The organism is Pseudomonas savastanoi, assembly GCF_020917325.1.
GTDB classification, from domain to species: domain Bacteria; phylum Pseudomonadota; class Gammaproteobacteria; order Pseudomonadales; family Pseudomonadaceae; genus Aquipseudomonas; species Aquipseudomonas amygdali.
Window position 1 is genome coordinate 2,085,197 of record NZ_CP076652.1, and the last position, 18,503, is coordinate 2,103,699.

Consider the following 18,503-nt stretch of genomic DNA (forward strand, 5'->3'; position numbering starts at 1 on the left):
TCAGCTGCGCTGGCTGAGCAGGGCCATGAATCGATCGATTTCGGCCTCGTTGTTCAGCAATCCCGGCGCGGTACGCACCACCGGGCCGACATCGCGGCTCACGGCGTCCACGACCATGCGTTGCTTCATCAGCCAGGCGGCCACCTCGTCGCTTTCCTGGCCCTTTAGCCGGAAGAAGCTGAAGCCCGCTGACAGTGCTGGGTCCATCGGTGTCACCAGTTCGACGTTGGGCTGCGCCTTGAGGCGCTGCTTGAGGTAGCTGTTGAGCTCGTGAATGCGCGCCTGCACGTCGGCTTTGCCCAGCTGCAGGTGCAGCTTGAATGCCTCGTTCAGTGCCCAGCGGTGTTCAAACGAGTGATACCCGCCGGGCGTCATGATCGTGCTGAAACCGGTGGCTTCCGAGAACGTCGGGATCAGTGGGGTGAGGTCTTTGACCTGTTCCGAGCGGGCGCAGACAATGCCCGTACCGCGCGGGCCGAACATCCACTTGTGCGTGCCGGCGACATAGAAGTCACACTTCATGTCCGGGAAATCCAGGTTCTCGACGCCAAACCCGTGTACGCCGTCGACCACATACAGAATGCGGTCTTTGTCGTCACGGTTGCGGTTGTGTTCCTCGACCAGATCACCGATGGCCCCGATAGGCAGTTTCACACCACTGCCGGACTGCACCCAGGTCATGCCCAACACTCGGGTCTTCGGCTGAATACTGCGCGCAATGGAGCCGATGATTTCGTCCGCCGACACGGTCGCCGGGTCTTTGAACAGGCGAATCTTGCGCACCTGTGTGCCTTCGCGCTGCTGGCGGAATTTGAGGATGTCGCGGGTGCAGGAATGCTCGTGCTCGGTGGTCAGGATCTCCTGATCCGGGCGCACATGCAGACCGCCGTAGATGATCGCCAGCCCTTCGGTGGTGCTGCCGGTCAGGGCGATCTGGCCTGGCTGGGCATTCAGGTACTTGCCCGCCCAGACGCGAACTTCATGTTCGCGGCGCTCGGTTTCCCCCAGGTCCCAGTCCATCGCCAGGCCAGGGTTGCGGTCGATGTGCGCGCGATGCTGCTCGATGGCTTCGCGAACCGGAGTGGGGTGCGAGGTGACCAGAAAGTTGGAAAGGTGGACGTAATCCGGGTCCTGATTGAACAGCTGTTTCAGGCGCACCCATTTGTCTGTGGATGTTGGTGCAGGTGCAGGTGCGGACGCCATTGCCGTTGACGCAAGACCGGAGCCCAGTGGCAAGGCTGCGGCCAGCACTCCGGCCTGTTTGAGGAAGGTTCTGCGGTCAGTCATGAGCGGTTGCGCCTGATGTTCGGTTAGCGGCGTTCGAGAGGTTGGTTTGTTTCGCATCCGGACGCGCCGAAGCCTGCACCTGCTCCCAGACGCGCAGGAAATTGCCGCCCCAGAGCTTGGTGATATCCGCTTCGGCGTAACCGCGCTCGATCAGCTCGGCGGTCACGTTGCGAATCTCGCTGACATCGTTGAAGCCTTTTACGCCGCCGCCATCATTGAAGTCGGAGCTGATGCCGACATGGTCGATACCGATCTTTCTCACCGTGTAATCGATGGCGTCGACGAAATCCTTGACCGTGGCCTTGGGCTCTTCTTCAAGGATCGCGTACAGCTTGCTGGCGTAGGCGCCGAAGCGCTGTTCCGGCCAGACCGTGATAATCGCGTCGCCGGGCATCAGCGCCATGGCCAGGTTGGGCAGCGGCGGCAGGTCGAAGTCCTTGCGCAGGGCGTTGAGCTTGTCCTGGGTCTTCTGGGTCAGCGGCTTCAAATAGGCCGGGAACGCCACGATCTGCACCACGCCGCCACTGCGCTTGATGAGCTGCATTTCCTCGTCGCTGAGGTTGCGCGGGATGTCCACCAGCGCACGCGGGGCCGAGTGCGAGGCGACCATTGGCGTACGGCTCAACTGGCTGACTTGCTCCAGTGCCTTGCTCGACATTTGCGAGACATCAATGATCACGCCCAGGTCGTTGAGGCGCTGCACTGCCTGCTTGCCGATTTCCGACAGGCCGCCCAGCGCGTCGGGCGTGTCGTTTAGAAAGGGCAGGGGGCGTGAAGAGTCGGCCCAGCTGTTATTACCGACGTAACTGAAGCCGAACATGCGCATGCCGCGCGCTGTCCAGTGGTCCAGCAGGCTCAGGTCATTGCCCAGCGGGTAGGCGTTGAGCATGCTGATGAAGATCGCAAACTTGCCCTCGCCGTGCAGGCGGCGCATGTCGTCGGGGGTATAGGCGATGCCGACCTGATTGGGGAAATCCCGAACCATGCCGGTGATGATCTTGTAGCGCACTTCCTGCTGGTGGCGCGCCTCGTCGACAAAGCCGGGTGTCGGACGATGCGGGGCATTGTCGCCGTTCCAGATTTCCGGCCAGCCGAATACCGTGAGTGCTGCGCCGGACAAGCGCCCGCGTGCGGTTTTCACCAGGTCGAACTGGCCCGAACCGTCCTTGTCGGCTTCATTGCCCTCGCTGCCGAATTTCATCGGCACGGTGATGTGACTGTCGAAGGAAATGATCCGCTCTTGCAGGTCGTCAGCCTGCTTCATGACCTTGACCGGGTAACCGGCAGGCGACCAGTAATTCCAGGCCAGAAAACCCGCGCCTGCACTGATGGCCAGGGCCAGCGGCAGGCCGATGAAGAGAGCCTTTTTCCAACGCGGTCTTGTCATTTCCGTCTCGTTCAGATTAACCGTTGCGCAGCCTGCAAGGGCTGTTGCTATCTGGTGGAGAACGAGCGGATGGGCGAAAAATTTAGCGCTCTACGGTGGATCAGGTCAGCCAGCTAAATTTAATCATCGGGTTTACGTTCTAGCTTGGATAACGGCTGTCTCGGTGCTGGAACAGGTAGGGTAATGACGATTTCTCGACGAGGGTTCATAGCAGGGCTGGCGCTGACCGGCGCGGCAGTTCCGGCTGCCTATTACGCACATCGGGAACTCACCCGTGTCGAGGAACCCGTGACACCGGGCGAGGCCACGGCCGGGCCCGCAGATACGTCTACCCAGCGCCTGGCCGACAAGCTGCGCGGGGTATGGACGCTGCGTTTCGAGGGGCGCGATGCCGGGCTGGCCGATGCGCCGCTTGAAGGTCTGGAAATGTTTCTCGACATTGCCCCGCGCGGTCGCGGCCTGCGCGGTTATATCGATACGCCGCAGCAGTTGCGCAGCGACGCACAGCCACGCTTCCGGGTGATCGGCGACCTGCAACCGGCCAACGCGGCAAAGCTGTATCTGCGGGTCATGGACGGCCATGCTGGCAATGACCCGCACAGCGACACTCCGGATTACGAATTCAGCCTGACCCTTGATGAAGTCTGGGGCGCGTTCGGCAATGCGGGCAGCGGCACGTTGAGCGGACGTATCGAACGTCTGGACCGGCCGTTGGCCCTGCCAGAGCTGGAAAGCCGCCTGATTGCCATCAAGCAGGTGTTCCCTGAGGCGCGCGAGCGGGTCGGCCTGAGTCCGCCGTTTCTGGCCTGGCTGGTTTCCAAGGAACATCGTCTGTTTCACCAGCTGTGGCATGCCTCTCGGGACAAATGGCACAAGCTGCCCGACGACAAGCGCAACGCCCTGCGTGGTATCGGCTGGCAGCCGGGGCCACGCGAGAAAGAGCGTGATGCGCGCGGCCCGCACAAGGACCGCAACGGTTCGGGTGAAGACTTCTTTTACATGCACCGGCACATGCTGATTCAGGCCCGCAAGATTCAGGACCTGCCGTCGTGGCCGCGGTTTCCGTTGCCACAGCCTGAGCTGGAGCGTGACCGGTTGGGTTTCGCACGTTATTTCGATAATCACGACGGTTGTTCGCTGCCGCCGAACTGGCTGGCGCAGGGCGATGAGGAATACACGCAACTGGTCAGCGATATCAAAAGTCACGAGACGTTTCACACGCACTTTCAGGTCTGGGAGTCGCAGTACCGCGACCCGCGCTTTCTGTCGAAGCTGACCTTGGGTCAGTTTGGTTCGCAGGTCGAGCTGGAACTGCACGACTGGCTGCACATGCGCTGGGCCTCCGTCGCCCGCGACCCTGCCAACGGCCAGCCGGTGCCGATGGCGCGTCGTTCGGACGACTTCGCCGAGCGCTGGTTCGAGCCGGAAAACGACTTCCTCGCCGATCCGTTTTCATCGCATGTGAACCCGGTGTTCTGGATGTTTCACGGCTGGATCGACGATCGCATCGACGACTGGTTTCGCGCTCACGAGCGCTTTCATCCGGGCGAAGTGAAGCGCCTGGAAGTCAATGGCGTGCCGTGGTTCGCAGCGGGCCGCTGGGTCGAAGTCAGCGACCCGTGGCTGGGCCCGGAGACTCATGGTTGCAGCACCGTGCCAGGGCAGGCGGCAGGCACGACCATGGAAATGGACCCGGAAGTCATGAAGCTCGCGCTGCGCATCACCTTTGCGGCAGATGACAAATTGAGCAACCTGCTACGCCGCGTGCCACGCAGGCCTTGGTATGCAAGGAATCTGTTGCCGGACAGGTGGTTCTAACGGACGGCAGTGGAGGTTATCGTTCCCAACGCCCCTGCTTGGGAGTGCAGTTCGCGACGCCCTGCTGCGCAAAGAGGACGCGGAGCGTCCCGAACGGCATGCGACGCAGAGCGTCGCACGATAATTGAGTTATCTGCGCAGACCAACGCAGAGCTTCAGTACGATAGTTGGGATTATCGTTCCGCATGCTCCAGCGTGGGAATGCAGGTCAGGATGCTCTGCGTCTCAAAGAGGACGCGGAGCGTCCCGAACGGCATGCGACGCAGAGCGTCGCACGATAATTGAGTTATCTGCGCAGACCGACGCAGAGCTTCAGTACGATAGTTGGGATTATCGTTCCGCATGCTCCAGCGTGGGAATGCAGGTCAGGACGCTCTGCGTCTCAAAGAGGACGCGGAGCGTCCCGAACGGCATGCGACGCAGAGCGTCGCACGATAATTGAGTTATCTGCGCAGACCGATGCAGAGCTTCAGTACGATAGTTGGGATTATCGTTCCCTACGCTCCAGCGTGGGAATGCAGTTCTCGACGCTCTGCGTCGCACGATAGGGGGGCGTGCGCTCAGCGCACCTGCCAGCCGCCGCCCAGCGCTTTGTACAGCGCGATGCTCGCCTGCACCCGTGCCAGCCGCAACTGCACGCTTACGTCCTGTGCCTGGTACAGCGTGCGTTGGGTTTCCAGTACCGTCAGTAAGTCCTCGGCACCTTCTTCATAGCGGCTCTGGGCGATGTTGAAGGCGGTTTGTGCCTGTTTGAGTTCTTCTTCGTGCCAGTAGCGTTGCTGGTCCAGGCCTTGAATGCTATTCAGGGCTTTTTCCACGTCGGCGAAACTGTTGATGATCGCGCCGCGATAAGTTTCCAGCAGCTCTGTCTGACGTGCTGTGGCCCTGTCGCGCTCGGCAGCCAGACGGCCATTATTGAAGATCGGCCCGACCAGACCGGCAGCCAGGCTGCTGAACGGTGCGCGCAGCCAGTCTTCGGCGCGGGTGGCTTCGGTGCCGAGCCTGGCGCTCAGGGTCAGCTTTGGCAGCATGGCAGCGCGCGCCACCGTGACATCGGCTTGCGCCGCGGCCAGTTCAGCTTCGGCTTTGGCCAGGTCCGGGCGGCGGGTCAGCAGTTCGCTAGGCAGACCGGGGCCGATGTCCGGCCAGTTCAGGGTAGCGAATGCCTGATCACCGAGGTGCAGATTCTGCACCGGTTGGCCGAGCAACGCGGCCAGGCTGATCAACTGCTCGTTGGCCAGTTGCTGAACGCGTGGCAGTTCGCGCTGCTGGGTGGCGACCAGGTTCTTCTGCTGCGCCAGTTCCAGTGCAGTGGCCGAACCCGAGTCGTAACGGGTCTGTACCAGCCTCAAAACGCTTTGCGCGTTGGCCAGGTTCAGCTCGGCAATCCGGCCTTGCTCGCGTGCCGCCAGGGTTTGCGCATAGCGGTCGGCGACGTTGCCGAGCAGGGTCAGTTCCACTGTCGCCTGATCGAATTCGCTGGCCCGCAGGCTTTGTAGCGCACTGTCGCGTCCGGCGGCGATACCGCCCCAGAAATCCACTTCATAGCTGGCGGTCAGGTCGCTGGTGAAGTTGTTGGTGTTGTTGTCGTCGGAAGGGTTGGCCTTGCGGTCGCTGTTGCGCACGAACTTGTTGCGTTCGCCGCGCAGGTCAAAGGCCAGCTCCGGAAGCAAAGGTGCGCCGCCAATGATGGTGCTGGCCTGCGCCTGACGCACACGAGCCATTGCTGCAGCGACTTCGTGGCTGTCGCGACTGGCCTGTTCGATCAGGCGATTCAATTGCGGGCTGCCGAACTGCTGCCACCAGCGGGCGTCGCTGCGCTGGGCGGCAGCGCTCTGGGCAAACGCCCAGCGTGCAGGTGGCTGAATGCCGCTGTCCAGGCGCGGAGCCGGGGTATTGCAGGCGGTCAGTAACAGGCAGACGGTCAAAAGAGAAAGGCTCGGCTTCATTGATTGTTCATTCACTGGTAAGGGCCGCAACCGGGTCGAGCCGGGCAGCTTTGCGGGCAGGCATGAAGCCGAAGATCACGCCGGTGACCAGTGCGCAGGCAAACGCTCCGGCCACTGCTGGCACGGTGAACGCAACCGCCACCTTGCTCAGCAACAAGGCTGCGCCCATGCCCAGCGCCAGCACGACACCGGCCAGCCCGCCGACCACGGACAGCATCACCGCTTCGGTGAGGAACTGCCGCAGGATGTCGCTCTGCCGCGCGCCGGTGGCCATACGGATGCCGATTTCACGGGTGCGCTCACGCACGGTCATGAGCATGATGTTCATCACGCCGATGCCGCCGACCAGCAACGAGATGGCCGCAATCGAGCCGAGCATCAGCGACAGGGTGTTCTGGGTGCGTGCTTCAGCCTGGATCATCGCGGCGTTGTTGGTCAGCTCGTAATCCTGCTTGCCGTTATGCAGGCGTTGCAGCAGGTTGCGTATTGCTTCTTCGGCGTGTTTGACGTTGTTGGCATCGCGTGTAGCGATGGTGATGTACTCGGGGTCCTGCGAGCCAAACAGACGGATGCTGGCCGCCGAGTAGGGAATGGCGATGCGGTTGTCGCTGTCCAGGTCACCGGAAGTGGCGCCTTTTTCTTCAAGCACGCCGACCACCTGAAACGGTACGTTTTCGATCAGGATGTACTGGCCAATAGGGTCGGTGTGTTCGCCGAACAGTTTCTGGCGAACTTTGTAACCAATCACTGCCACGGCGGCAGCACTTTGCTCATCCGCTTCGCTGAAATAACTGCCTTCCACTACCGGCCAGTTGAAGATCGCCGGAAAGTGCGTGTCGTTGCCGCCGACATAGCTGGAATGATCGACGTTGCCGTAGCGCACGCCGGCCTGTTCGCCGTTGACCGGCATGATCATTTTTACCTCGGGCAACTCGCCCAGCGCCGCGACCTCTTCAAGCGTGATGATGCCCTTGGGCGCACGCGGGTTGGGGGCCTTGCCGTTCAGGTAAATGATGTTGGAGCCGAACGAGGACATCTGCGCCATGACCTGCCGTTTGCTGCCTTCACCGACCGCCAGCATGACCACCACCGATGCGACGCCGATAACGATACCCAGCAACGTCAGCGCGGTACGAAAGCGGTTGATCCACATCACCCGCCACGCGGCCTGAACCGCGTCGAGCAGTTCGCCTTTCCATGCCCCGCGACTGCCGCTGCCGTCGCTCAGACGCTTGCGCAGGTCGACGGCCTGTAGCGCAGCGGGGTTGGCTGAACGTGGCACGGACAGATCGCAGGCGGTATCGCTGACCACCAGGCCGTCGCTGATCTCGATGACCCGTTTGGCACGGGCTGCCACCTCCCGGTCATGGGTGATCAGGATCACCACATGGCCCTGGCTGGCCAGTTCGTCCAGCAGCGCCATGACCTCGGCGCCGCTGTGGCTGTCCAGCGCACCTGTGGGTTCGTCGGCGAGGATGATATGCCCGCCATTCATCAAGGCGCGGGCAATGGATACCCGTTGCTGCTGGCCGCCAGACAGCTGGTGTGGCCGGTTGCCGGTGCGCGACCCCAGGCCCAGCCGGTCGAGCAGTGCGGCAGCCCGGGCGTGGCGCTCTGCGGCGGGTGTGCCAGCGTAGATGGCTGGCATTTCAACGTTTTCCTGTGCCGAGCCGGAAGGGATCAGGTGGTAGCCCTGAAACACAAAACCGAATGCCTCGCGGCGCAGCCAGGCGAGTTCGTCGCTGCCCAGCTCGGCGACGTTTTCCCCGGCGAACAGGTATTCACCCGAGGTCGGGCGATCCAGGCAGCCGAGGATGTTCATCAGTGTCGACTTGCCGGAACCGGAGGCACCGACAATCGCTACGAATTCCCCGGCATGGATCGATAAATCGATACCACGCAGAACGTTGACCAGCGGGCTGTCGCCACCGCCGTAGGATTTGCGGATGGCGCGCAGGTCGATCAGCGGCGTTTGCATTCAGCCCCCGCTGCCGACAGAAGCCGGCACCAGCAGGCGATCACCTTCATTCAGGCCGTCGAGCACCTGCACGCGCAGGCGGTCGCTGATACCAGTGCGTACCTGACGGTTTTGCACCTCGCCATTGGCGGACAGCACCTGCGCGATCTGCACATCGGCCTGAGGGCCGTTCTGCAAGGCTGCGAGCGGGGCGGTCAGGGTGTTCTGCGCGCTGCCAGCGACAAAGAATATCTGTGCGGTCATTTCTGCCATCAGTGCCTGGTCGCTGTTATCCACGTCCAGCAGCACGGTGTACAGCACAACCCGACCGCCCCCGCTCTTGCGCGCGCTGCTCGGGCTGCCGCCACCCTGATTGGCTTGATCCAGCGGTCTGGGCGGCACCGGCAGGATTTGCCGTACAGTGCTGCTCCAGCGCCGGTTGCCGCCGCTGAGGGTGGTGAAATAGGCCGTCATGCCGGGTTTGACGTGGCCAATATCGGCTTCCGAGACTTCGGCCCATACCGTCATGGGCGACAAGCGGGCGATGCGCAGAATCAGCGGTGTCTGCTGTTGTGCGTTCAGGGTCTGACCTTCGCGCGCATCCAGTGCGACCACCGTACCGCTCATGGGCGCGTAGATGCGCGTGTAGCCCAGCGCCGCCTCGTCACTGCGCAGCGCCGCCTGAGCTTCGAGGATCTGCGCCTTGAACATGTCGACCCGTGCCTGTGTGGCACGAAATTCCGATTCCGCAGCCTGCACGTCTTCGGCACGCGTGGCACCGCCCGCCGCGAGGCGTTTCTGACGTTGTTGCTTCTGTTCGGCCAGCTCGTGCAGCGCCCGCTGTTCCTGAAGCTGGGCCTTGAGGTTTTCGATGGCGTAACGCGCGGCGTCCAGCCTGGCTTTTTGTGTCGACGGATCGATTTCGACCAGCAAGTCGCCTTCCTTGACCTGATCGCCGACCTGCGCGTGGATTTTCATGATCTGCCCGGTGGCCTGTGAGCCGACGTCCACATAGCTGCGTGGCTGCAAGGTACCCAGTGCGGTCACGCTGTTTTCGATGTTGCTGCGGGTCACCGTCACGGTCGCGGCATGACCTGTGCTGTCGGGCATGATCTGCCAGGCACACACGGCGATGACCGGGAACAGGCACAGCGCCACGAGAAGGGCGCGTCGAGGAGGGCGAGAGCGTTTCATGCAGGTTCCTGGGGTGGGAAAAATCAACCGATCGACGGACGCCGGCTGCAGAGCGGGCCTTTATATAGAGCTGCCCTTTAAACGAGGGATGAGGACGGGAATTTAGCGTCGGCTGCGGGTTGCATTGCGCGAGTAAATTTTTCGTCTGCGCTTCGTTTAAGGGGAGCGGCTAATTCGGGTCGTCTTGTCGAGTTGGAGTCAGCGTGATTATTTCCAGACCCCTGTGCGGTTTTGTGTTTGCAGGTCTTTCTTTCGCGGTGATATTGCCTGCCCAGGCCCTGGTTGCCGCTGATCATCAGGCTGCCCGTGCCGAAATTCGGCGTACTGGTTTTGGCGTGCCGCATATCGTCGCCGCCAATGAGCGCGGCCTGGGTTACGGCATCGGTTATGCGTATGCGCAGGACAACCTGTGCCTGCTGGCCAACGAAATCGTCACCGTAAACGGCGAGCGCTCACGCTATTTCGGGCCGGACAAGGCGACCCTTGAGCAACGCAGCAACATGGCCAGCGACCTGCTGTTCAAGTGGCTCAACACGCCTGAGGCACTGGCTGATTTCTGGAAAGCCCAGCCGCCCGAGATTCGCCAGTTGATGCAGGGCTATGTCGCCGGCTACAACCGCTCGCTGGGTGAGCAGAAGGCCAAGGGTCTGCCGCAGCCTTGCGCAGCCGATTGGGTTCGACCGATCAGTACCGATGATTTGCTGCGCCTGACTCGCCGCTTGCTGGTCGAGGGCGGCGTAGGGCAGTTCACTGAGGCACTGGCGGGTGCCAAACCGCCTTCTGCGCAAAAGCCATTGCAGGTTGATAGTCAGCAGGTTCAGGCGCTGCAATTGGCCGCTGTGCGCAGCCAGCGCTTTGCCCTGGAGCGTGGCAGCAATGCCGTTGCAGTAGGGCACGAGCTGTCCGCCAATGGGCGCGGCATGCTGTTGGCCAACCCGCACTTTCCATGGGGCGGCGGCATGCGCTTCTATCAAATGCACCTGACCATTCCTGGCAAGCTCGACGTGATGGGCGCCGCATTGCCGGGCCTGCCGCTGATCAATATCGGTTTCAACCGGCATCTGGCCTGGAGCCATACCGTCGACACGTCGAAACACTTCACCTTGCATCGCTTGCAGCTCGACCCGAAAGACTCGACCCGTTACCTGCTGGATGGAAAATCCATCGCTATGGGCCAGCAGCAAGTCAGCGTCGAGATGAAGCAGCCGGACGGTAGCCTCAAGGCTGTGCCGCGCATTATTTATTCGTCGACGTTCGGCCCGATCGTGCAGTGGCCGGGCAAGCTGGACTGGGATGACAAGTTCGCCTTCAGCCTGCGTGACGCCAACCTGGAAAATGACCGGGTGCTGCAACAGTGGTATTCGATGGACAAGGCTGACAGCCTTGAGGCGTTTCAGGATTCGGTGCACAAGATTCAGGGCATCCCTTGGGTCAATACCCTGGCGGTTGATGCCAAGGGGCAGGCGCTGTACATGAACCTCTCGGTAGTACCGAACGTTGACGCCGCCAAGCTCGCCAAGTGCAGTGACCCGCGCATCGGCACCGAGCTGATCGTGCTCGACGGCTCGCGCAGTGAATGTAACTGGGATATATCCGTGGAGGCGGCTCAGGCCGGTATTTATCCGTCCTCACGCCAGCCGCAACTGTTGCGTAGCGACTTTGTGCAGCATTCCAATGACTCGGCATGGATGGTCAATCCGGCGGCGCCGCTGACGGGCTTTTCGCCGCTGATCAGCCAGGACGGCCAGCCACTCGGTCAGCGTGCGCGCTTTGCGCTGGATCGACTGGGCGGCCTGCAACAGGCTGGCAAGGTCAGCGCCGAGAACCTGCAAGCGATGGTCATGGACAACGAGGTGTATCAGGCCGGGCAAGTGCTGCCGGATCTGTTGAAGTTCTGTGCTTCGGAGCTGGGCGATGATGCTGCGCGTCTGGCGCCGTTGTGCGCCGCCTTGAAAGCCTGGGACGGACGCGCTGATCTGAACAGTGGCATCGGTTTCGTGTACTTCCAGCGGATCGTGACGTCCATGCAGGGCGTTGCCTCGCGCTGGCGCGTGGTGTTCGACCCGCAGAACCCGACCCACACGCCAAGCGGGCTGGCCATTGAAAACCCTCAGGTTGCCAGCGCACTGCGCGCCGCCATGCTTGCGGCGGTTGATGAGGTGGCCAAGGCCGGTCTTTCGCCCGAGAGTAAATGGGGCGACATTCAGGTCTCCAGCCTCAGCGGCAAACCCATTCCGATTCATGGTGGCCCGGCCGGGCTCGGCATCTACAACGCCATGCAGACCATCGCTGGCAAGGGCGGCAAGCGTGAGGTGGTCAGCGGCACCAGCTATCTGCAGGTGGTGACGTTTGATGAACAGGGGCCCAAAGCGCAAGGTCTGCTGGCGTTCTCTGAATCGAGCAACCCGCAGTCGGCTCATTCAAGGGACCAGACCGAGGCGTTTTCGAAAAAGCAGTGGAGTGTGTTGCCGTTCACCGAACAGCAGATCAAGGCTGATCCGGCGTATCAGGTGCAGGTGATCAGCGAGAAGGGCAGCCGCTGAACATGGCAGGAGAAGCGTTTGGGCCGTGCGGCCCAAATGCGCTTGCCCGTCGGGATTAGCCGCCGGGCGTATCGATATCGGCGTCAACACCCTGGGTAGGCTGATGGTTGCGCAGATCCTCGGTTTTTTCCTCTGGCTCATGGTCAGGCACGTAAGCGCTGTCGCTGGATGACTGGCTTTGGCTTTGGCCTTGAGACTGAGACTGGCTGGGAGCAGGGATCTGGCCCTGATTCTGGCCACCGCCTTTTTCCGTCTCCGGTTTTACGTCCGCAACCTGCGGCTCGATGGCCGGGTCGTTGCGGTCTGCGCCTTGGTCAGCGGGCGTATGCTGGCCCGGTGGCTGCTCTTTCTGACGTTGCGGTTCGATGGACATGAGTACCTCGATATCTGTTTCAGAAAATGGTCTGACAGGGTTTCGAAAGGTAGCCATATGGATCGTTCGATTCAGTTGCCGAACGGTGCTGAAAGATGGTGAGGCAGGATGGAGTGTTGTGTGTGGCTACGGGAGGCGCAATGTTCGCGAAGGGGGCCGTACAGTTGCATGAGATGCATTGAACGGAATATAGCCTTCGCGAACAGGTTCGCTACAGAAGATATAGGCAGCGCGTTAGAGCACTTTTTTGATCGCGTCGCACACGGCATCAATATTCTTCTGGTTCAGCGCCGCCACGCAGATACGCCCGGTATCCAGCGCGTAAATGCCGAATTCGCTGCGCAGGCGTTGTGCCTGTGCGGCGGTCAGGCCGGAGTAGGAGAACATGCCGCACTGACGGCCGACAAAGCTGAAGTCCTGACCAGCCGGGTTATCCGCCAGGCGCTCGACCATGGCTTTGCGCATGCCTTGGATACGCACGCGCATCTCGCCGAGTTCTTCTTCCCACAGGGCGCGCAGTGCCGGGTCATTGAGGACCGCAGCGGAAATGATTGCGCCGTGGGTCGGCGGGTTGGAGTAGTTGGTGCGGATCACGCGCTTGACCTGCGACAGAACGCGGGCGGTTTCTTCTTTCGATTCGGTAATGATCGACAGCGCGCCGACACGTTCGCCATACAGCGACAGCGATTTGGAAAACGAGCTGGAGGCGAAGAAGGTCAGGCCCGACTCGGCGAACAGGCGCACAGCCAGTGCATCTTCCTGAATGCCTTGACCGAAGCCCTGATACGCCATGTCCAGAAACGGTACGTGGCCCTTGGCCTTGACCACTTCCAGCACTTTTTTCCAGTCGTCCAGGCTCAGGTCGACGCCGGTCGGGTTGTGGCAGCAGGCGTGCAGCACGACGACCGAGTTGTTCGGCAGGTTCTGCAGGTCTTCAAGCATGCCGGCGCGGTTCACGTCGTGGGTGGCAGCGTCGTAGTAGCGATAGTTCTGCACCGGGAAACCTGCGGTTTCGAACAGCGCGCGGTGGTTTTCCCAGCTTGGGTCGCTGATCGCTACCACTGCGTTGGGCAGCAGTTGCTTGAGGAAGTCGGCACCAATCTTCAAGGCACCTGTGCCGCCGACCGATTGAGTGGTCAGTACACGGCCTGAGGCGATCAGCGGTGAATCGGCCCCCAACAGCAGTTTTTGCACGGCCTGGTCATAAGCGGCAATGCCGTCGATCGGCAGGTAACCGCGCGGCGCGTGCTGGGCGACACGGATCTTTTCAGCTTCAGCCACGGCACGCAGCAGAGGAATGCGCCCGTCTTCATCACAGTAGACGCCTACGCCAAGGTTGACCTTGGTGGTGCGGGTGTCAGCGTTGAAGGCTTCGTTGATACCCAGGATCGGATCGCGGGGTGCCATTTCGACAGCGGAAAACAGGCTCATTGTGCGGCGGCTCTTGATGAAGAGTGGGTAGGGATGCACGCTGCGGCTGAATGCGCCAAAGCGGTGCACAAACAGCGCTTAGTATAGAGAGCATCCCCTTGTCGGGCGACAGGCCGGACGGCTTTTTTCGAGGTTTATATGCATATTTTCAGAACGTTCGTCCCGTTCGAACCTCAATGCTTTAAGTGTGTGACTTGAAAGGCCAGCATATGGCTCCATCTAGTAAGCATCATTTCAAGACATCGCACGCCTTTTCCCGGCGGGACCGGGCGTTGGCGATGATTTCGTCATGGCCTGTCAGTCCATTCAGGTGAGGCGAGCCCTTTGCGCGATCCCGTCGCGTATGAACCAAGAGGTAGGTTATGTCCGAGTTCCAGCTCGTTACCCGTTTTGAGCCAGCCGGCGATCAGCCCGAGGCCATTCGCCAACTGGTCGAAGGGATCGACGCAGGGCTCGCGCACCAGACCTTGCTGGGGGTGACCGGCTCGGGCAAGACGTTCAGCATCGCCAACGTGATCTCTCAGGTGAAGCGCCCGACGCTGGTCCTGGCACCGAACAAGACCCTGGCCGCGCAGTTGTATGGCGAGTTCAAGGCGTTCTTCCCGAACAACGCCGTGGAATACTTCGTTTCCTATTACGACTACTACCAGCCCGAGGCCTATGTGCCGTCGTCGGACACCTTCATCGAGAAGGATGCGTCGATCAATGACCACATCGAGCAGATGCGCCTGTCTGCAACCAAGGCGCTGCTGGAGCGCAAGGACGCGATCATCGTCACCACGGTGTCGTGCATCTACGGTCTGGGCAGCCCGGAAACCTATCTGCGCATGGTTCTGCACATCGACCGTGGCGACAAACTGGACCAGCGCGCCCTGTTGCGACGACTGGCCGACCTGCAATACACCCGCAACGACATGGACTTCGCCCGTGCGACGTTCAGGGTGCGTGGCGATGTCATCGACATCTACCCGGCCGAATCCGATCTGGAAGCGATCCGCGTCGAGCTGTTCGATGATGAGGTCGAAAGCCTGTCGGCGTTCGATCCGCTGACCGGTGAGGTGATCCGCAAGCTGCCGCGCTTCACGTTCTACCCCAAGAGCCATTACGTTACCCCGCGCGAGACGCTGATCGAGGCAATGGAAGGGATCAAGGTCGAGTTGCAGGAGCGTCTTGAATACCTGCGCACTCAGAACAAGCTCGTGGAAGCCCAGCGTCTGGAGCAACGGACCCGCTTCGATTTGGAGATGATGCTGGAGCTGGGCTACTGCAACGGTATCGAAAACTACTCGCGCTACCTGTCGGGCCGTCCGTCCGGTGCGCCGCCTCCGACCCTGTTCGACTACCTGCCTGCCGATGCCTTGCTGGTGATCGACGAGTCCCACGTCAGCGTTCCGCAGGTCGGCGCGATGTACAAAGGTGACCGCTCACGCAAGGAAACTCTGGTCGAGTACGGGTTTCGTTTGCCATCGGCGCTGGATAACCGGCCCATGCGCTTTGACGAGTGGGAGGCGATCAGCCCGCAAACCATTTTTGTCTCGGCGACGCCGGGCAACTATGAAGCGGAACACGCCGGGCGCGTCGTGGAGCAGGTCGTGCGTCCGACCGGCCTGGTGGACCCGCAGATCGAAATCCGCCCGGCGCTGACCCAGGTCGACGACCTGTTGTCGGAAATCCACAAACGTGCGGCGCTGGAAGAGCGGGTGCTGGTCACCACGCTGACCAAGCGCATGTCCGAGGATTTGACCGATTACCTCAGCGACCACGGAGTACGAGTGCGTTACCTGCACTCGGACATCGATACGGTTGAACGTGTCGAGATCATTCGCGACCTGCGTCTGGGCACCTTCGATGTACTGGTGGGGATCAACCTGCTGCGTGAGGGCCTGGACATGCCGGAAGTGTCGCTGGTGGCGATTCTCGACGCCGACAAGGAAGGTTTCCTGCGTTCCGACCGTTCGCTGATTCAGACCATTGGTCGGGCTGCGCGTAACCTCAATGGCCGGGCGATCCTGTACGCCGACCGCATCACCGGTTCCATGGAGCGCGCCATTGGCGAAACCGAACGGCGCCGCGATAAACAGCTCGCCTTCAACCTTGAGCACGGCATTACCCCAAAAGGCGTGTTCAAGGACGTTGCCGACATCATGGAAGGTGCCACGGTGCCCGGCTCGCGCAGCAAGAAGCGCAAAGGCATGGCCAAGGCCGCCGAAGAAAACGCTCGCTACGAAAACGAACTGCGCTCGCCGAGCGAGATCAACAAGCGCATTCGTCAACTGGAAGAGAAAATGTACCAGTTGGCCCGCGACCTGGAATTCGAAGCTGCTGCGCAGATGCGCGACGAGATCGGCAAGTTGCGGGAGCGGTTGCTGGCGGTTTGATTTGTGTGCTGGATACGCAACTGATCACAGTGCCAATGCTCTGGCACTTTGTTAGTGACGCTTTGTGTCACATCTGTGCTGCAGCACGACGTCCAAGCCATGCGCGCAGCCGCTGCCAACGCAGTGTTTTTCAACCGCGATGGCACAGACGACGCAAATTGCGACCTTAGTGACGGCTGAGTCCTGGCGCTGATCCGGGGGTAGCCTGGCAGGACGCCAGGCTAGCCGCACCGGACCATGGATGGTCCGTTGCGGCGACCCCCGGATCAGTGCCAGGGCGAAGGAACCCGACGAAGTCGGGCCGGAAACAGGAGCGGGGACTTTGCCTACTTTGGTCCCTCAAAGTAGGGCGCCGTAAGGGCGCAAAGGTGACCTGAGCCGAACCCCGACCCGACCGACATCGCAGAACCGGCGTGTGACGCGGAGCGTCACGAACTGCATTCCCACGCGGAGCGTGCGGAACGATAGGTGTTCCGGCGATTACCTTTCACGCTGGAGCCGCATGCCCCCAGCCTGTTAACATTCCGCGCTTGATCGACCTATTTCGGAATTTTCCATGACCACCGTTCGTACCCGCATCGCGCCATCGCCCACGGGCGACCCTCACGTCGGCACGGCCTACATTGCGCTGTTCAACTACTGCTTTGCCAAACAGCATGGCGGCGAGTTCATTCTGCGCATTGAAGACACCGATCAACTGCGCTCTACCCGCGAGTCCGAACAGCAGATCTTCGACGCACTGCGCTGGCTGGGTATCGAGTGGAGCGAAGGGCCGGATGTCGGTGGTCCACACGGCCCGTATCGTCAAAGCGAGCGGGGCGATATCTACCAGAAATACGCGCAGCAACTGGTCGAGCTGGGTCACGCTTTCCCGTGCTTCTGCACCGCCGAAGAACTGGACGAAATGCGCGCCGAGCAACAGGCCAAGGGCGAAACCCCGCGCTATGACGGTCGCGCCTTGCTGCTCTCCAAGGAAGAAGTGCAGCGCCGTCTGGACGCTGGCGAGCCACACGTGATTCGCATGAAAGTGCCGACCGAAGGCGTCTGCGTAGTGCCGGACATGCTGCGCGGCGAAGTCGAAATCCCGTGGGACCGCATGGACATGCAGGTCCTGATGAAGACTGACGGCCTGCCGACCTATTTCCTCGCCAACGTCGTCGATGACCACCTGATGGGCATCACCCACGTACTGCGCGGCGAAGAATGGCTGCCATCGGCACCCAAACTGATCCTGCTTTACGAGTACTTCGGCTGGGACAAGCCACAGCTGTGCTACATGCCGCTGCTGCGTAACCCTGACAAGAGCAAGCTGTCCAAGCGCAAGAACCCGACCTCGGTGACCTTCTACGAGCGCATGGGCTTCATGCCTGAAGCCATGCTCAACTACCTGGGCCGCATGGGCTGGTCGATGCCTGACGAGCGCGAGAAGTTCTCGTTGCAGGAAATGGTCGACAACTTCGACCTGTCGCGTGTCTCGCTGGGCGGGCCGATCTTCGATATCGAAAAACTGTCCTGGCTCAATGGTCAGTGGCTGCGTGATCTGCCGGTCGAGGAGTTTGCCAGCCGGTTGAAAACGTGGGCACTGAACCCAGACTACATGATGAAGATCGCACCGCACGTGCAGGGCAGGGTAGAGACCTTCAGTCAGGTGGCTCCGCTGGCCGGTTTCTTCTTCGCCGGTGGCGTTACGCCCGATGTGAAGCTGTTCGAGCACAAGAAGCTGTCCCCGGAGCAGGTCCGTCAGGTGATGCAGTTGATTCTGTGGAAGCTGGAGTCGCTGCGCCAGTGGGAGAAAGACCGGATCATGGGCTGCATCCAGGCCGTCGTCGAGCACCTCGAGCTCAAGCTGCGTGATGCCATGCCCTTGATGTTTGCGGCGATTACCGGCCAGGCCAATTCGGTCTCGGTGACCGATGCGATGGAGATCCTCGGTCCGGACCTGACCCGCTTCCGCCTGCGTCAGGCTCTGGATTTGCTGGGTGGCGTTTCGAAAAAAGAAAACAAGGAATGGGAAAAGCTGCTGGGCTCCATCGCCTGAGGCGTTCCCTGTTCCTGTCAGACGCCCCCGGTTTTCCGGGGGTTTAAAGGTAAGTGATTGTATTACCGACAAAAAAGTTTGGAAAATGTAAAAAATAAATTTGACAGCCCTGTCACTCACGCTTAATATGCGCCCCGTCCACTGATGT

11 protein-coding genes are annotated in these 18,503 nt (G+C 61.1%); 4 read left to right on the plus strand and 7 right to left on the minus strand.

Going from position 1 to position 18,503, the window contains the following annotated elements; all coding sequences use genetic code 11:
- On the minus strand, window positions 1-1,287 hold the full coding sequence (pvdN, locus tag KP808_RS09080) for a pyoverdine-tailoring periplasmic protein PvdN (protein WP_230018186.1): 1,287 nt from the start codon (window positions 1,285-1,287) through the stop codon (window positions 1-3).
- On the minus strand, window positions 1,280-2,674 hold the full coding sequence (gene pvdM, locus KP808_RS09085) for a pyoverdine-tailoring dipeptidase-like protein PvdM (RefSeq protein ID WP_122258706.1): 1,395 nt from the start codon (window positions 2,672-2,674) through the stop codon (window positions 1,280-1,282). The genes pvdN and pvdM overlap by 8 nt, the downstream gene beginning before the upstream one ends.
- Window positions 2,675-2,857: 183 nt before the next feature.
- Between pvdM and pvdP the strand changes: the two genes are divergently transcribed.
- Window positions 2,858-4,492, plus strand: a complete 1,635-nt coding sequence (gene pvdP / locus KP808_RS09090; protein WP_230018187.1) for a pyoverdine maturation tyrosinase PvdP — start codon at window positions 2,858-2,860, stop codon at window positions 4,490-4,492.
- A 560-nt stretch (window positions 4,493-5,052) separates the two neighbouring features.
- Here pvdP and KP808_RS09095 read toward each other — a convergent pair.
- Genes KP808_RS09095 through KP808_RS09105 form a run of 3 tightly spaced genes read right to left on the minus strand, consistent with a single transcriptional unit; the run spans window position 5,053 to window position 9,592 of the window.
- Window positions 5,053-6,441, minus strand: a complete 1,389-nt coding sequence (locus KP808_RS09095; protein WP_230018189.1) for an efflux transporter outer membrane subunit — start codon at window positions 6,439-6,441, stop codon at window positions 5,053-5,055.
- A 7-nt stretch (window positions 6,442-6,448) separates the two neighbouring features.
- The gene (locus KP808_RS09100) at window positions 6,449-8,419 is read right to left on the minus strand and encodes a MacB family efflux pump subunit (protein WP_230018190.1); all 1,971 of its coding nucleotides are present in this window, start codon (window positions 8,417-8,419) and stop codon (window positions 6,449-6,451) included.
- Window positions 8,420-9,592, minus strand: coding sequence for an efflux RND transporter periplasmic adaptor subunit (locus tag KP808_RS09105; RefSeq protein ID WP_058402425.1), 1,173 nt, complete (start codon window positions 9,590-9,592; stop codon window positions 8,420-8,422). It lies immediately after the preceding gene.
- A gap of 203 nt (window positions 9,593-9,795) precedes the next feature.
- Here KP808_RS09105 and pvdQ point away from each other — a divergent pair, with 203 nt between their 5' ends.
- Window positions 9,796-12,135: a bifunctional acylase PvdQ gene (gene pvdQ, locus KP808_RS09110; RefSeq protein ID WP_230018192.1), complete on the plus strand. Its 2,340-nt coding sequence runs from the start codon at window positions 9,796-9,798 to the stop codon at window positions 12,133-12,135.
- Window positions 12,136-12,190: 55 nt separating this feature from the next.
- Here the strand turns inward: pvdQ and KP808_RS09115 are convergent, their stop codons facing one another.
- On the minus strand, window positions 12,191-12,508 hold the full coding sequence (locus tag KP808_RS09115; protein WP_230018194.1) for a hypothetical protein: 318 nt from the start codon (window positions 12,506-12,508) through the stop codon (window positions 12,191-12,193).
- 234 nt (window positions 12,509-12,742) lie between these two features.
- Window positions 12,743-13,939 carry an amino acid aminotransferase gene (locus KP808_RS09120; RefSeq protein ID WP_230018196.1) on the minus strand — a complete coding sequence of 399 codons (1,197 nt, stop codon included), beginning with the start codon at window positions 13,937-13,939 and terminating at the stop codon, window positions 12,743-12,745.
- A 362-nt stretch (window positions 13,940-14,301) separates the two neighbouring features.
- Between KP808_RS09120 and uvrB the strand changes: the two genes are divergently transcribed.
- Window positions 14,302-16,317, plus strand: a complete 2,016-nt coding sequence (uvrB, locus tag KP808_RS09125; RefSeq protein WP_230018198.1) for an excinuclease ABC subunit UvrB — start codon at window positions 14,302-14,304, stop codon at window positions 16,315-16,317.
- Between the two features lie 556 nt (window positions 16,318-16,873).
- Window positions 16,874-18,355: a glutamate--tRNA ligase gene (gene gltX / locus KP808_RS09130; protein ID WP_005734390.1), complete on the plus strand. Its 1,482-nt coding sequence runs from the start codon at window positions 16,874-16,876 to the stop codon at window positions 18,353-18,355.
- Window positions 18,356-18,503: the final 148 nt, after the last annotated feature.

What these genes read in the sequence shown, in the direction of transcription:
- KP808_RS09115 (WP_230018194.1), bottom strand. Translation starts at nt 12,508, where the DNA reads ATGTCCATCGAACCGCAACGTCAGAAAGAGCAGCCACCGGGCCAGCAT.
- uvrB (WP_230018198.1), top strand. Translation starts at nt 14,302, where the DNA reads ATGTCCGAGTTCCAGCTCGTTACCCGTTTTGAGCCAGCCGGCGATCAG.
- pvdP (WP_230018187.1), top strand. Translation starts at nt 2,858, where the DNA reads ATGACGATTTCTCGACGAGGGTTCATAGCAGGGCTGGCGCTGACCGGC.
- gltX (WP_005734390.1), top strand. Translation starts at nt 16,874, where the DNA reads ATGACCACCGTTCGTACCCGCATCGCGCCATCGCCCACGGGCGACCCT.
- pvdN (WP_230018186.1), bottom strand. Translation starts at nt 1,287, where the DNA reads ATGACTGACCGCAGAACCTTCCTCAAACAGGCCGGAGTGCTGGCCGCA.
- KP808_RS09100 (WP_230018190.1), bottom strand. Translation starts at nt 8,419, where the DNA reads ATGCAAACGCCGCTGATCGACCTGCGCGCCATCCGCAAATCCTACGGC.
- KP808_RS09120 (WP_230018196.1), bottom strand. Translation starts at nt 13,939, where the DNA reads ATGAGCCTGTTTTCCGCTGTCGAAATGGCACCCCGCGATCCGATCCTG.
- KP808_RS09095 (WP_230018189.1), bottom strand. Translation starts at nt 6,441, where the DNA reads ATGAAGCCGAGCCTTTCTCTTTTGACCGTCTGCCTGTTACTGACCGCC.
- KP808_RS09105 (WP_058402425.1), bottom strand. Translation starts at nt 9,592, where the DNA reads ATGAAACGCTCTCGCCCTCCTCGACGCGCCCTTCTCGTGGCGCTGTGC.
- pvdM (WP_122258706.1), bottom strand. Translation starts at nt 2,674, where the DNA reads ATGACAAGACCGCGTTGGAAAAAGGCTCTCTTCATCGGCCTGCCGCTG.